Source organism: Streptomyces sp. CS113, from assembly GCF_002188365.1.
Taxonomy (GTDB): domain Bacteria; phylum Actinomycetota; class Actinomycetes; order Streptomycetales; family Streptomycetaceae; genus Streptomyces; species Streptomyces tendae.
Window position 1 is genome coordinate 1,122,815 of sequence record NZ_KZ195574.1, and the last position, 13,298, is coordinate 1,136,112.

Consider the following 13,298-nt stretch of genomic DNA (forward strand, 5'->3'; position numbering starts at 1 on the left):
CGGGCGGGTGCGCGGCGAGGGTGGAGGGATGACGCAGGAGACCACCACGCTCACCGGCCAGTCGCCGCCCCCGGTGCGGGACTGGCCCGCCCTCGACCTGGACGGCCCCGAGTTCGACCCGGTCCTCGCCGAGCTGATGCGCGAGGGACCGCTGACCCGCGTCCGGCTCCCGCACGGCGAGGGCTGGGCCTGGCTGGCGACGCGGTACGACGACGTGAAGGCGATCACCAACGATCCGCGGTTCGGACGGGCCGAGGTGACGAAGCGTCAGATCACCCGTCTCGCGCCGCACTTCAAGCCGCGGCCCGGCTCGCTCGCCTTCGCCGACCAGCCCGACCACAACCGGCTGCGGCGCGCGGTCGCGGGCGCGTTCACGGTGGGCGCGGCCAAGCGGCTGCGGCCCCGGGCGCAGGAGATCCTGGACGGTCTCGTGGACGGGCTCCTCGCCGAGGGGCCGCCGGCCGACCTGGTCGAGCGGGTCCTGGAGCCGTTCCCGATCGCCGTGGTCAGCGAGGTGATGGGCGTGCCGGCCGCCGACCGGGAGCGCGTGCACTCCTGGACCCGGCAGATCATCTCCACCTCCGGCGGCGCCGAGGCCGCCGAGCGGGCCAAGCAGAGCCTGTACGGGTGGATCACCGAGACCGTCCGGGCCAGGGCCGGCAGCGAGGGCGGCGACGTGTACGCGATGCTCGGCGCCGCCGTGGGCCGCGGCGAGGTCGGCGAGACGGAGGCCGTCGGTCTCGCGGGGCCGCTTCAGATCGGCGGCGAGGCCGTCACGCACAACGTCGGCCAGATGCTGTACCTGCTGCTCACCCGTCCCGAGCTGATGGCGCGGATGCGCGAGCGGCCCGAGGCGCGCGGCACGGCGCTGGACGAGCTGCTGCGCTGGATCTCGCACCGCACCTCGGTGGGCCTCGCCCGCATCGCCCTGGCGGACGTCGAGGTGCACGGTACGCGCATCGCCGCCGGTGAGCCGGTGTACGTCTCCTACCTGGCCGCCAACCGCGATCCGGACGTCTTCCCCGACCCGGACCGCATCGACCTGGACCGCGACCCCAACCCGCACCTGGCGTACGGCAACGGGCACCACTTCTGCACGGGTGCCGTGCTCGCCCGGATGCAGACCGAGCTGCTGGTCGACACGCTCCTGGAGCGGCTGCCGGGGCTGCGGCTCGCGGTCCCCGCCGACCAGGTGGCCTGGCGCCGCAAGACCATGATCAGGGGTCCGCGCACGCTGCCCTGCGCCTGGTAGCCCCGCACATCCCGCGCCTGGCGGACGGCACGCGTCAGGCCCGCAGCCACTCCGTCACGACCACCTCCCGGCCGGTCCGCAGCCGCAGCGCGAACGGACCGGCGGGCGGGGCCTCGCCGGTGAACCGGCCCATGTCGTCGGCCGTCAGCCGGGCGTGCTCCCGCGGGCCGCTCAGCACCTCGATGCCGGCCGGGCCCGGCGGCAGCAGCTGGCCGATCAGACCCTCGGCGGTCACCTCGACGTCGACGGTCACGCCGTCCGACTGGAAGGTGAGCATCCGCGGCGGGTCCGCCTCTCCCCTGACGGGGATGCCGTCCACCAGCGAGTCGAAGGTCAGCTCGGCGACGCGGACGTCCAGGTCGCGCAGGGCGAAGGCGTCGACGGCGACGCGCCGCAGCTCGGCCGGGACCGGGTCCAGGATCGCGGCGGCCTGCCGCAGCTCCTCCTCCAGGAGACCGTCGTAGAGCTCCCCGTCGGGATCGTCGTACTCGTCGCGTTCGTCGCGGTCGTCGCGGTCGTCGTTCAGATCGCTCATTTCGTCCCCCGTGCCTCCAGCCGGGCCCGCAGCCGGCGCAGACAGCGCTGGCGCATCGGCCCGATGCTGCCCACCGCGATACCCAGCGCGGCGGACACCTCCTGATAACTGGGCGGTGGCGAGGAGATCAGCACCCGCAGCAACTGGCGGCACCGCTCGCCCAGTTCCTCGAACTCCTGCCACAGCAGCCGTACGCGCTCGGTCTGCGCGGCGGCCTCCTCGGAGTCGAGCACCGACTCCTCCGGCGTGCGGTCCTCGCTCGGCCGGTCGAGCAGCTGCGGATCGTCGGTCGGCGTCCACCGCTTGGACGCCTTGAGCAGCTTGAGGCACTCGTGCCGTGCCGTGCTCGCCAGCCAGGAGCCGGTCTTCTCCGGTTCCCGGATCCGCCCCAGGTGCTGGGCGAAGCGGAACCAGGCGGTCTGGTACACCTCGTGCGCGTCGGCGTCGGACAGCCCGTGCGACCTGGCCACGGACCAGACCAGCGGGCCGAGTCCGTCCACCAGTGACTTCCAGGCCGCCGCGTCCCCGTCGGCCGCCGACTGGACGAGCGCCCCGACATCTGCACGGTCCACGGTCCCACCCCTCGTGTACGACATGCCATCGTACGCCGTGGAGTGGATGGTTCCGACCGCCGGCAGGACGTTCACGACCCGCCTTCCGACGCGTCGACGGCGACCGGGTGCCAGGTGGGCGGCAGCAGCGCGAGCACGTGCGCCCCGCGCACCTCCGCGTACTCGGTGCCGGCCGCGAGCAGTTGCCGGCCGGCCACGCGCGGGTCGGTCTCCTTGTGCGCCGTCATGTGGGAGGCGACCATCCCCGCGACCACGGGGGTGGCGAAGGAGGTGCCGCTCCACTGCGCGTGCCCCTCGAACATCACCTGGTCCGGCTTTGCGGGTGCCTCGCCCGGCTCGCTCAGCACCCCGTTGTGCGGGGGGTACTGGCAGGTGCAGGCGTAGCCGAAACCGAACCGGCAGGCGTCGTAGGTGGAGTGCTGGTACACGTACGGCACGGGCGTCCTGAAGCCGGTGAGGGCGCTGGTGAGGCGCTCGCCGGGGGCGTAGGCCCGCACCCAGCCGCCGTGGTTGCTGAAGCAGGCGCCGAACTCGCCGTCGGCGCGCAGCGCCCCGATCGACAGCACCGAGTCCTCCCAGCCGGGCAGGGTGGCGTAGGCGGCGGGCCAGAAGGGCGTGGCGCTGGCGTTGTTGCCCGCGGCGGCCACCAGCAGGGTGCGCTGGTCGCGGAGTTCCTCCATGAAGGCGTGCACGCCGAGCAGGCCGTCGGTACGGCCGTTGGAGGTGCCGGCGGAGAGGCTGAGGACCTCGGGCCAGCCGTCGCGGTCGACGGCCTCGAAGAGCTTCTCGCCCAGCTCGGACTCCAGGATCGCGCCCGCGTCGTTGAGGGTGTTGCGGACGGTCACCTCGGTGTTGGGCGCGACGGCGGCGACCAGCCCGGCGATGAACGTGCCGTGCCCGACGTACTGGCACAGGACGCCGTCGTCGCCGCACTCCTTGATCTGGGCGTCACCCACGGTGTGGGCCAGCAGCGGATAGGACCGGTAGTCGTGCATGAGGCCGGTGTCGATGACGAGGACGCCGACGGCGGTCGCGGCGTCGTACGGCGTCCCGTCGGCGGCCGGGTTGGGCGGCTCGCTCAGCGGCACGGGGACGGGCTCGTCGCCGGGGCAGGCGTTGACGGCGATGGAGACGACGTGGTTGCGGCTGATCAGCCGGCGGCCGGCCCGGCCCTCCGTCGTCCGGAGGGAGCGCAGGGCGTGGGCGACGGTGGGGTCGCCGCCGCCGTCGCCCTCGCCGGGGTCGGCGACCCGGATACGGGTGATGCCGGTGCGGTTGGTCTCGGGGCTCACCCGGCGCACGTGGTCGGGGGTCAGTCCCGCCATGGTGGTGAAGTGGTCGCGCACGGTGTCCTCGACGAGGCGCGCCTCCTCGCCGTCGCGGGCGAGGACGACGCCCTTCTCGTAGAAGAATTCGGCGGAGTCGTCCGGGCCCATCACCAGCGGGACGTCCGGCATCGAGCGCTGGATCTGGTCGAACTGCTCACGGAATCGCTGTGGTGCCATGCTTGTCCTCCACTGAGGCGGCGGGCGGTGCCGACGGTAGGGGCCGCGGTCGTGACCACGATGATGGCGGCGGTCGTCAATCAGAGTCCCGGGGCGGCCGATTGATACAGACTCGAACCTGTGTGGCGTGGTTCCGGAGCACTACCATCCGTGGGGTGACAGCGCGCAACGACTCGGTTCTCGAACTGCTGCCGATGGTGTTCGCCGCCCCGGGTGAAGCGCTGACGCGGGCGGAGGAGTTGCTCGGCGCCGACCCCTCGCCGCTGCACGCCTCGGTCGCCCATCAGGTGATCGGCATCTGGCAGCGGGACTTCGGGGACACCCGGCGGGCCCTGGCCCATCTGCGGCGGGCCCGCGACCTCGCCGCCCGCGCGGAGTCGGCCGAGCGGGAGGCGGACGTCCTGGCCACGCTCGGGGTCGCGCTGGTGCACGCCGGACGTACCCGCGCGGGGCTGGCCGCGTTCGAGCGGGGCGTGGCGCGCGGGAGCGGTCACACGCGCGCGCGGGTGCTGTACCGGCGGGCGTACGTGTGGTGGGTGCTGGGCCGGCACGGCGAGGCGCTGGAGGACGTACGGCGGGCGATCCCGGTGCTGCGTCAGGTGGACGACGTGATCTGGACGGCGCGGGCGCTGACGCTGCGGGCGACCGTGCACCTGGCGCTGGGCTCGGTGGAGCGGGCGGACGCCGACTTCACCGCGGCGGAGGCGCTGTGGGACACCACGGGCCAGGAGCACGACAAGGCCGACGCGGTGGAGAGCAGGGGCCTCGCGGCGTTCCGGTCGGGTGACGTGCCGGCGGCGCTGCGGCTGCTCGACGAGGCGGCGGAGCGGTACGCGAAGCTGGGCACGCCGACGTTCATGCTGACCATCCGGCGCTGCGAGGTGCTGATGGCGGCGGGGCTGGCCACCGAGGCGCTGACGGAGGCGGACGCGGCGGTCGCGGCACTGGACGGCATCGGCGGTCAGTCCACCCGCAAGGCGGAGTTGCTGCTGGTGGCCGCGCGGGCGGCCCGGCTGGCGGGCGAGCCGCAGACCTCGCTCGCGCGCGCGGCGGTCGCGGTGCGGCTGTTCGCCGGGCAGCGGCGCACCTGGTACGAGACGCACGCCCGGCTGGTGCTGATCGAGGCGCGGGTCGCCACCGGACACGGGTCGGGCCGGCTGGTCGCGGACGCGGCGGCGGTGGCGGAGCGGCTGGCGGCCTTCGGCGCACCCGCCGCGCCGGAGGCCTCGCTCCTCGCGGGCCGGATCGCGCTGGACCTGGGCTGGAAGGCGGACGCGGAACGGCATCTGGCGGTGGCCGCGCGCAGCCGGCACGGCGGACCGCCGCTGGCGCGGATGACGGGCTGGGCGGCGCAGGCGCTGCGGGCGCGGGCGGCGGGGTCGGCGCGGGGCGTCCTCGAGGCCTGCCGGCGCGGTCTCGACGTCCTCGACGACCACCGGATGACGCTGGGCGCCTCGGAGCTGCGGGCCCGGGCCACCGCGCAGGGTGCGGAGCTGGCGGCGCTGGCGCAGCGGGCGTCGCTGGTCTCGGGCGGGCCGCGGCGGCTGCTGGGCTGGAGCGAGCGCTGGCGGGCGACGGTGCTGTCGGCGCCGCCGACCCGACCGCCGGCCGATCCGGTGCTGCTGACCGCCATGACGGCGTTCCGGGAACTCGCCGCCCGCGCGGAGGAGGCCCGTACGGACGGTGGCCGGCCCGCTCCCGCCCTGGAGCGCGAACAGCGGCGCCTGGAGCGGGAGATCCGCTCCCGCACCCTGCACATGCGGGGCGAGGCGCCCGGCGACGGCGACCGGTTCGACGCGGGGCGGCTGCTGCGGCGGCTGGGCGACGAGGTGCGGCTGGTGGAGCTGGCGGTGCTCGACGGGCGCGTGCACGTGCTGCTGTGCGGGCAGGGACGGGTGCGGCGGTTCGAGGCCGGGCTGCTGGCCGAGGCGGAGGTGGAGGCGGAGCACGTGCAGGCCGGGTTGCGGCGGCTGGCCCATCCGGGTGCCGAGGCGCGGCTGCCGCTGGTGGAGGCGGCGGGCGCGCGGCTCCAGCGGTTGCTGCTGGGGCCCGCCGCGGCCCACCTCGGATCGGGTCCGGTCGTCGTGGTCCCGCCGGGGCGGCTGCACCGGGTGCCGTGGGCCCTGCTGCCCGCCCTGCGGGACCGTGTGCTGAGTGTGTCGCCGTCGGCGAGCAGCTGGCTGCGCGCCAGGGACACCGCTCCCCCGCCGGGCGGCCGCCAGGTCCTGGTCCGCGGCCCCGGACTGGCGAGCGGCGGCGCCGAAATCCCCGAGCTTTCCGACCGGTACACCGGCCGACGCACCCCGGGAGGGGCGGGCCCGGGGACACCACCGCCCGGTACACCGACGGGCACGCGTCACCTGCCGGCGCACGACGAAGTGGACCGCGGGGAGCATGAAGGTCCGGCCGGGGCGGGCGGCGGCGCGACGCGGGTTCCCCCGGCCGCCGACGAAGGCGGCGGGGAGTCCGCGCGGCGGGAGCGCGACGGTGAGGGGCGGACCGGCGGCGGTCGGCCCGGGCCGGTGGACGTGGCGGGGGCCGGCGCCGCCGCGCGTGGCGCGACCGTCGTGCTGGAGGGCGACGACGCGCGGGTGCCACGGGTCCTGCGGGAGCTGGACGGGGCCGCCCTGGCACACATCGCGGCGCACGGGACCTTCCGTGCGGACAGCCCCTTGTTCTCGTCGCTGCGGATGGCGGACGGGCCGCTCATCGTGCACGACTTCGAGCGGCTCGACCGCAGCCCGTACCGGATCATCCTGCCCTGCTGCGAGACCGCGCGCTTCGCGTCGGTCGGCGCCGACGAGTTGCTGGGCCTGGTCACCGCGCTGCTGCCGTTGGGCACGGCCGGGGTGGTGGCGTGCACCGCGCCGGTCAACGACGCCGCCGTGGTGCCGCTGATGCTCGCGCTGCACAAGGGGCTGGACGCGGGCCTGTCCCTGGCGGAGGCGCTGCGCGACGCGCGGGCCGCGCTGCCCGGCGACGCGGTGCACCAGGCGACGGGGTGGGCCTTCTCCGCCTTCGGGGCGGCCTGAGCCCCGCCCCCGGCCGTACGGCCCCGCGGGTCAGGTGGGTTGCCGTTCGGCCCGCGGGTCAGCGGGTCGCCGTTCGGCCCGCGGGTCAGCGGGTTGCCGTTCGGCCCGCGGGTCAGGCGGGTTGGCGTTCGGGCAGCTCCACGAGCCAGGGCAACGCCCCGCGGTCGCCCGCGCCGAGGCGCGTGTAGGCGCCGTACAGGTGATTGCCGACGGTGCGGACGGACAGGGTCAGCCGTTCCGCGATCTGCCGGTTGCTCAGGCCGGCGGCGGCCAGCGTGACGATCTGCCGCTGCCGGGCGGTGAGTTCGCCGAGCACCAGACCGGACAGCGCGGGGGTGCGGGCGCCCTGGCAGCGCCGGGCGAGGGCGGCGGCACGGGTCCGGGCGGTGCGGGCGGCCCGCGGGTCGCGGTGGACGGGGACCGCCTGGGCGCTCGCCTCGGCCGCGAACAGCAGGAATCCGCGCCGCTCCAGCTCCTCGGCGACCCGGTCGAGGGCGGGTCCGTCCGCGCGCGCGAGGGCGTCGGCGTGCGCGGCGAAGACGCCGGTCAGGCGGCCCGCGGCCCGCTCGGGCGCGCCGAGCCGGACGGCGTCGTACGGGTCGCTCCGGCCCGCCGTCCGGACCGCCTCGTCGAGGTCGCCGCGGGCGGCGGCGGCCCAGGTGACGGCGGCGGCCTCCGCCCCGCCCCGCGCTCCGTCGCCCGACTGGGCGGTGGCCAGCGCGAGTTCGGTGCGGCAGTCCGGGTCGTCGGGGTGGGTCCGCAGGCCCTCGCGGGCCCAGGCCGCGGCCTCGCGCAGCCGCCCGCCGAGCCGTGCGAACCGGGCCCGCGGCGCCGCGTACGACGCCGGCAGCGGTGCTCCCTCGGCCACCAGCCACTCCCCCACGGGGGTCTCCAGCGCCCGTACGTCGGCCTGTTCGATGCGCCGGGCGAGCGCGGCCCGCTCCGCCTCCAGGGCGGGACCGGTCCGGACCGGGGTGCGGGCGGCCAGCCGCCGGGTCCGCAGTCGGCCCGCGGCGGCGCGCAGCACCGGACCGTGCAGGGGGTGCGCGAGACGGGCGGCGCCGTGGTCGTCGACGGTGACCAGGCCCTCGGCCTCCAGGTTCTCCAGGATGCGTACGTCGAGGAGGTCCAGGTCCAGGTCCGGCGACAGGGGCAGGGGCAGGGGCTCGGCGAAGGCGAGGCGTTCGAGCGTCTCCCGCTCCTCGGCGCGGGTGCGGTCGAGAACGGGGGCGGCGTGCTCGCGGACCGCCGGGGTGATCGGCACCGGTCCCCGCCACGCCCGCTGGTCGGTGTCCGGCACCGGCACGAGCCGGCCGTCCTCGCGCACGGCGGTCAGCAGTTCGCGCAGCAGCCGCAGGTCCCCCCGGCCCAGACGGTGCAGCCGGTCGACGGTGAGCGGCTCCAGGGCGGTGCCGGCGCCGGCCGCGAGCAGTTCGGCGGTCTCCTCGCGGGGCAGCGGTTCCAGGGCCAGGCGCGGCAGCAGTTCGCCGGACCACAACCGGGACACCGCGCCCGGTACGGGGGCGCCGTCGGTGACGACGACCAGGAGACGGGTGCGGCCGTGCACGGCGAGCTGGTGCACGAGGGCGGCGGAGGCGCCGTCGAGCAGGTGCGCGTCGTCGACCAGCAGCAGCCGTACGCCGGACAGGAGGTGTACGGCGCGGTGCAGGGTGACCCCCTCGGGCAGCAGGTGGGCGAAGGCGGCGAAGGGGATGTCCCGGGTCTCGGGCGTCCCGGCGGCGCGGGCGCAGTCGGTGCCGCGCACGGCCTCCGTCACCAGCCTGGTCTTGCCCGCACCCGCCGGGCCCGTCACCACGAGGCCGCTCCGTCCGGCCGCCACGGATCTGCGCACCAGCTCCAGTTCGTCCGCCCGGCCGGTGAACGGCCAGGGGGCCGCCGGCCTCGTCGCGTCCCGCAGAGAAGTCGTCACGGCAACATGAGTCGGCGTACTCACCCCTGATACAGGGTGACTTGAGTACCCCCTGACTCAGGCGCCCGGGGCGGGCCGGACGGCACCCTGATGACCATGACCGCACGCTACTGCTCGCTCGCGCAGCAGCCTGCCCCCGTGCTCGCACCGGGGCTGGCCGCCGAGCGCGTCGCCGCGCTCGTCGGCGGGCAGCGGATGTGGGTCAACGGGACCGTGCTGCACTACTGCTTCCTCGGGGGCGACACCGATGCTTCCGTGGTCCCGATGCCGGGCACCGGACGGCCCCGGCGGGGGTCGTGGGTGGGGACCGAGGAGCAGCGGGACGTGGTCCGCGACTGCTTCCGGGAGTGGTGCGACCTCGGCATGGGCCTCGACCTCGTGGAGGTCCGCGACCGCTCGGAGGCGGAGCTGCGCATCGGCTTCCAGCCCGGCGACGGGTCCTGGTCGGCGGTGGGCAAGGACGCGCTGCGGGTGGGTCTCAACGACCGTACGATGAACTTCGGCTGGGACCTGACCGCGCCGGGTGAGCGAGCGACGGCCCTGCACCAGATCGGGCACGCGCTCGGCATGCTGCACGAGCACCAGAGCCCGTTCGCGGGCATCCTCTGGGACGACGAGGCCGTCTACGCCGAGCTGGCGGGCCCGCCCAACCACTGGAGCCGGGAGCGGACCTTCCAGAACATCCTGCGCAAGCTCGACGACGACGAGGCCAACGGCCCGGTCTGGGACCCGCAGTCGATCATGGAGTACCCCTTCCCGTCGGGGCTGATACTGGAACCCGAGCACTACCGCTCCGGCCTGCACCCGCCCGGTACGCTCTCCGCCGCCGACAAGGAGTTCGCCCTGCGCTGGTACCCGCCCACCGGCCGGCCGGGTCCGCTGGTGCCGTTCCGCTCGGTGCCCCTGGGTCTCGGGCCCGGCGAGCAGGCCGACTTCCGCGTGGACCCGCCGGAGACCCGCGAGTACACCGTGGGCACCTTCGGTGACAGCGACGCCGTCGTCGTCGTCTTCGAGGAGCGGGACGGCGTGCCCCGCTACTTCGCCGGACAGGACGACGGGGGAGACCCCCGCAACGCCACGATCAGGGCCCGTTTCGTCAAGGGCCGCCGCTATGTCGTCCGGGTGCGCCTGTACTCCTCGTGGGGTGCGGGCGAGACGGCGGTCATGTACTGGTGACCGCGCGGCTCACGAGCACCCGGGCGCCGTGGCCACGGACCGGCGCCGGGGGCCGGCCGCGGCGCGCGCCGCCTTCGGGGGAGGGCGACGCGCGCCGCGGCACACGCCGTGTCCGCCGCTGGGGGGCGGCGGGCACGGCGACTTCTGCATGACTCGTCCCGTCAGGCGGGGCGGCCCGCGAGGTGGCGGCCGAAGGCCGGGTGGGCGGTCAGGCGCCGGACATGGGCAGACAGAGCGGGGTGGCCGTCCGCGAGCCGGCGGGTGTCGTGGCGGACGACGGCGGCCCACACCTCGACGTCGGCGGCGGTGAGCCGGTCGCCGACGACGTGGGAGTGGGTGGTCAGGCGCCGCTCCAGCAGCTCCAGCACGCCGGGCAGCGCCGCGGGCTCGGCGGCGAGGCCGCACAACTCCTCGACATCGGCGATCTCCGCCTCCGCGCCGCGGGGATACAGCACCGGACCGGCGGCGGGGGTGAAGGACCGGGCGAGGTCGCGCATGATGTCACGCGCGTGTGTGCTCACGATCCGGCCCGACCAGCCGTCGCTGAGCACCGGCGCGACGGCCGGCCCCCGGTAGTGGTGGGCGCTCGCCTCGTACAGCGGCCGCAGGGCGGCGTATCCGCCGTCGGGACAGTCGGGGTGCGGGGCGAGGAGGGTCACCGGACAGATCTCGTCCAGACCGAGGAGGCGGTGGACGACGGCGATGCCCAGACAGTCGTCGTGGCCGGGCGAGAGGTGGAGGCGGTAGCGGCGCGGCACGGCGTAGTGACCACTGCTCGGGTCGCGGCCGATCCGGCCGCGGAAGGCGGGGGCAGGGACGAGCGGTGTGACGGTCATGGTTCTCCCGGAGGTTTCCCTACCTAATCACTAGGATTACTGGGGAAGTGTCGGACGGCGCCCAGGACGCGTCAAGAGGGTGTCCGCCTGCCGGGCAGAGCCGCGGCGGCCGCGCGCGCCGGCCAGTCGGCCGGTCGAGGCGATCGGGGCCCCGGCCGCCACGCCAACACCGGCGACCGCGCCGAGAGACTCACGACCATGCGACAAGAAGAAGGTCCGGTTCCGGACATCTCCGAAACCGGACCTGATCTGCGACTGTCTCCAGTCGGGACGACAGGATTTGAACCTGCGACCCCTTGACCCCCAGTCAAGTGCGCTACCAAGCTGCGCCACGTCCCGGTGCGCGATCCCGCGCATTCCGTGATCGTGCAGGTCAAGCGTACCCCATCGGTGAGGCGCGGCGGAGTCGCCGGCCGGCCCCTCCCCTCCGGGGCGGCCGGCGACGTGCAGGGGGCGCGCTCCACGGTGCCGGGCGATGTGATCCCGTTCCCGGCCGCCCGCTCGGTGAGGTCGCGCCACACCTTCGGTGCCACCGGTACCCCGCCGGCGGCGCGTTCCACGGGGATCTGGTGGACGATGTGCGGGCGCCGCGGCACCTGGTCGATGCCGACGGTCTCCGGCGGGCGGCGAGACCCGCGTCGTCGCCCGCGGCGTGAGCGGTACCCCGTGGACTCCGGGACGCCGTTGCACTCGCACAACTGCGACGACCACGTGACGTCCTCGAGGGGGACGCGGTGGAGTGGGCCGACGGCGAGGTGACGGAGCCCCTGTGACGCGGACGTTCACCGAGACGGGCCGCACGGTGGAGTTGCTGCCGGCGACGGCGGACCGGATGGGATGATCACATCGCGAGACGCCTTTGCGTCACCCCGCCCACCAGGCGTTACCTCGCACGGTGCGAACCGAAAGAACTGCGAACAACGAACGCGACGAACAGCTCGGCGACGACGTCACCGGCGACCGCTCCGCGCGGCGTGCCGTGACCGTCTTCCCGGTCCTCGTCCTCCTGGCCGGCGCCCTCGGCCTGCTGCTCCCCGGGAGTTTCACCGGGTGGAGCGAGGCGGTGCCGTACCTGCTGGGCGTCGTGATGTTCTGCATGGGCATCACGATGACGCCGGAGGACTTCCGCGGAGTCGTGAAGCGCCCCTGGGCGGTGGCGCTCGGGCTCGGCGCGCACTACGTCATCATGCCGGGCCTCGGCTGGGCGATCGCCCACCTGCTGGACCTGCCTCCGCAGCTCGCCGCCGGCGTCATCCTGGTGGGCTGCGCGCCCAGCGGCACGGCCTCCAACGTGGTGACCTACCTGGCGCGCGGCGACGTCGCCCTGTCCGTGTCCGTCGCGACGGTCTCCACGCTGGTCGCCCCGCTGGTCACCCCGCCGCTGACGCTGCTGCTGGCCGGCGAGTACCTCCCGGTGGACGCCGGGTCCATGGTCACCGACATCCTCAAGACGGTGCTGCTGCCGGTGCTCGCGGGCGTCGTCGTACGGCTGCTCGCGGGGCGGTACGTGCAGCGGGCGCTGCCCGCGCTGCCCTGGCTGTCCGCGGTGACGATCTCCGTGATCGTGGCGGTCGTCGTGGCGGGCAGCGCGGACGCCATCAAGTCGGCGGCGGGGCTGGTGTTCGTCGCCGTCGTCCTGCACAACGGGCTCGGTCTGGCCCTCGGTTACGGCGCGGGGCGCCTCGGCCGGCTGGGCGAGCCCGGCAGCCGTGCCATGGCCTTCGAGGTCGGCATGCAGAACTCCGGCCTCGCCGCGTCGCTGGCCACCGCCCACTTCAGCCCCCTGGCGGCACTGCCCGCGGCGGTCTTCTCCGTGTGGCACAACGTGTCCGGCGCGGTGGTGGCGGCGTGGCTGTCGCGCCGGGGACGGTGACCTGCGGCCGGCCGAGCGGGTGAGCGCCGTTTCGCCGAGGGTCGCTGTCCGGCCGCGGCTGCGTGACGGCCGGTCGCGACGAAGTGTCCGCCCGCCGGGCGGGATGCCCCACACTCTGTCTTCCCCGACGGCCCGCAGGACACGGTTACCGTCGCGCCATGACCCACAGCTTCGTTGTCCACGTCCCCGACGCCCAGCTCGAACCCGAGCCGCTCGACCCCGGCCAGATCGTGTCCGGCACACCCGAGGTGACCGGCAAGGTGGTCTGGGAGTCGCCGGACGGCCGCCTGGTGCGCGGCGTCTGGCAGATCACCCCCGGCGTGGTCACCGACACCGAGGCGGACGAGATGTTCGTCGTGCTGAGCGGCTCGGCCACCATCGAGGTGGCGGACGGTCCGACCCTCACCGTCGGGCCGGGCGACCTGGTCGTGCTGCGTGAGGGAGACCGCACGACGTGGACGGTGCACGAGACACTGCGCAAGGCGTACGCGATCGGCCCCGGCCGCCCCTGACGCCCGGCCCGCTCTTTGTCCTGTCAAAAGGTTGACATGATGCCGACGCCCGCCCAGGGTGGCCTCGGACAGATC

General features: G+C 75.1%; 10 protein-coding genes and 1 tRNA gene. 5 read left to right on the forward strand and 6 right to left on the reverse strand.

Annotated features, from left to right (window positions below; genetic code table 11):
• Positions 1-28 precede the first annotated feature (28 nt).
• Positions 29-1,252 carry a cytochrome P450 gene (locus B9W62_RS04805; protein WP_087805489.1) on the forward strand — a complete coding sequence of 408 codons (1,224 nt, stop codon included), beginning with the start codon at positions 29-31 and terminating at the stop codon, positions 1,250-1,252.
• A gap of 34 nt (positions 1,253-1,286) precedes the next feature.
• Here B9W62_RS04805 and B9W62_RS04810 read toward each other — a convergent pair whose 3' ends face one another.
• The 3 genes from B9W62_RS04810 to B9W62_RS04820 are packed head-to-tail and all read right to left on the reverse strand — an operon-like array spanning position 1,287 to position 3,864.
• Complete coding sequence (locus tag B9W62_RS04810; RefSeq protein WP_087805491.1) at positions 1,287-1,787, reverse strand: hypothetical protein; 501 nt, start codon at positions 1,785-1,787, stop codon at positions 1,287-1,289.
• The gene (locus tag B9W62_RS04815) at positions 1,784-2,383 is read right to left on the reverse strand and encodes an RNA polymerase sigma factor (RefSeq protein WP_179235350.1); all 600 of its coding nucleotides are present in this window, start codon (positions 2,381-2,383) and stop codon (positions 1,784-1,786) included. The genes B9W62_RS04810 and B9W62_RS04815 overlap by 4 nt, the downstream gene beginning before the upstream one ends.
• Positions 2,384-2,430: 47 nt before the next feature.
• Complete coding sequence (locus B9W62_RS04820) at positions 2,431-3,864, reverse strand: S8/S53 family peptidase (protein ID WP_087805493.1); 1,434 nt, start codon at positions 3,862-3,864, stop codon at positions 2,431-2,433.
• A gap of 194 nt (positions 3,865-4,058) precedes the next feature.
• Between B9W62_RS04820 and B9W62_RS04825 the strand changes: the two genes are divergently transcribed.
• Positions 4,059-6,896: a CHAT domain-containing protein gene (locus tag B9W62_RS04825; RefSeq protein ID WP_256976749.1), complete on the forward strand. Its 2,838-nt coding sequence runs from the start codon at positions 4,059-4,061 to the stop codon at positions 6,894-6,896.
• Positions 6,897-7,008: 112 nt separating this feature from the next.
• Here B9W62_RS04825 and B9W62_RS04830 read toward each other — a convergent pair whose 3' ends face one another.
• Positions 7,009-8,826 carry a LuxR family transcriptional regulator AbsR2 gene (locus B9W62_RS04830; RefSeq protein WP_179235351.1) on the reverse strand — a complete coding sequence of 606 codons (1,818 nt, stop codon included), beginning with the start codon at positions 8,824-8,826 and terminating at the stop codon, positions 7,009-7,011.
• A 96-nt stretch (positions 8,827-8,922) separates the two neighbouring features.
• Here B9W62_RS04830 and B9W62_RS04835 point away from each other — a divergent pair, with 96 nt between their 5' ends.
• Positions 8,923-10,002, forward strand: coding sequence for a beta-glucuronidase AbsR1 (locus tag B9W62_RS04835; protein WP_087811749.1), 1,080 nt, complete (start codon positions 8,923-8,925; stop codon positions 10,000-10,002).
• Positions 10,003-10,163: 161 nt separating this feature from the next.
• On the opposite strand, the gene B9W62_RS04840 is transcribed toward B9W62_RS04835, so the two are convergent.
• On the reverse strand, positions 10,164-10,838 hold the full coding sequence (locus tag B9W62_RS04840) for a glutathione S-transferase C-terminal domain-containing protein (protein ID WP_087805499.1): 675 nt from the start codon (positions 10,836-10,838) through the stop codon (positions 10,164-10,166).
• Positions 10,839-11,103: 265 nt separating this feature from the next.
• Positions 11,104-11,177: transfer RNA gene (locus tag B9W62_RS04845), tRNA-Pro, on the reverse strand.
• A gap of 556 nt (positions 11,178-11,733) precedes the next feature.
• Between B9W62_RS04845 and B9W62_RS04850 the strand changes: the two genes are divergently transcribed.
• Positions 11,734-12,711 (forward strand): bile acid:sodium symporter family protein, encoded by a 978-nt coding sequence (locus B9W62_RS04850; protein WP_087805501.1) that lies wholly within the window; start codon positions 11,734-11,736, stop codon positions 12,709-12,711.
• A 158-nt stretch (positions 12,712-12,869) separates the two neighbouring features.
• Positions 12,870-13,223, forward strand: a complete 354-nt coding sequence (locus tag B9W62_RS04855) for a cupin domain-containing protein (RefSeq protein WP_087805503.1) — start codon at positions 12,870-12,872, stop codon at positions 13,221-13,223.
• Positions 13,224-13,298 lie beyond the last annotated feature (75 nt).

What these genes read in the sequence shown, in the direction of transcription:
- B9W62_RS04805 (WP_087805489.1), top strand. Translation starts at nt 29, where the DNA reads ATGACGCAGGAGACCACCACGCTCACCGGCCAGTCGCCGCCCCCGGTG.
- B9W62_RS04810 (WP_087805491.1), bottom strand. Translation starts at nt 1,787, where the DNA reads ATGAGCGATCTGAACGACGACCGCGACGACCGCGACGAACGCGACGAG.
- B9W62_RS04815 (WP_179235350.1), bottom strand. Translation starts at nt 2,383, where the DNA reads ATGTCGTACACGAGGGGTGGGACCGTGGACCGTGCAGATGTCGGGGCG.
- B9W62_RS04820 (WP_087805493.1), bottom strand. Translation starts at nt 3,864, where the DNA reads ATGGCACCACAGCGATTCCGTGAGCAGTTCGACCAGATCCAGCGCTCG.
- B9W62_RS04825 (WP_256976749.1), top strand. Translation starts at nt 4,059, where the DNA reads ATGGTGTTCGCCGCCCCGGGTGAAGCGCTGACGCGGGCGGAGGAGTTG.
- B9W62_RS04835 (WP_087811749.1), top strand. Translation starts at nt 8,923, where the DNA reads ATGACCGCACGCTACTGCTCGCTCGCGCAGCAGCCTGCCCCCGTGCTC.
- B9W62_RS04840 (WP_087805499.1), bottom strand. Translation starts at nt 10,838, where the DNA reads ATGACCGTCACACCGCTCGTCCCTGCCCCCGCCTTCCGCGGCCGGATC.
- B9W62_RS04855 (WP_087805503.1), top strand. Translation starts at nt 12,870, where the DNA reads ATGACCCACAGCTTCGTTGTCCACGTCCCCGACGCCCAGCTCGAACCC.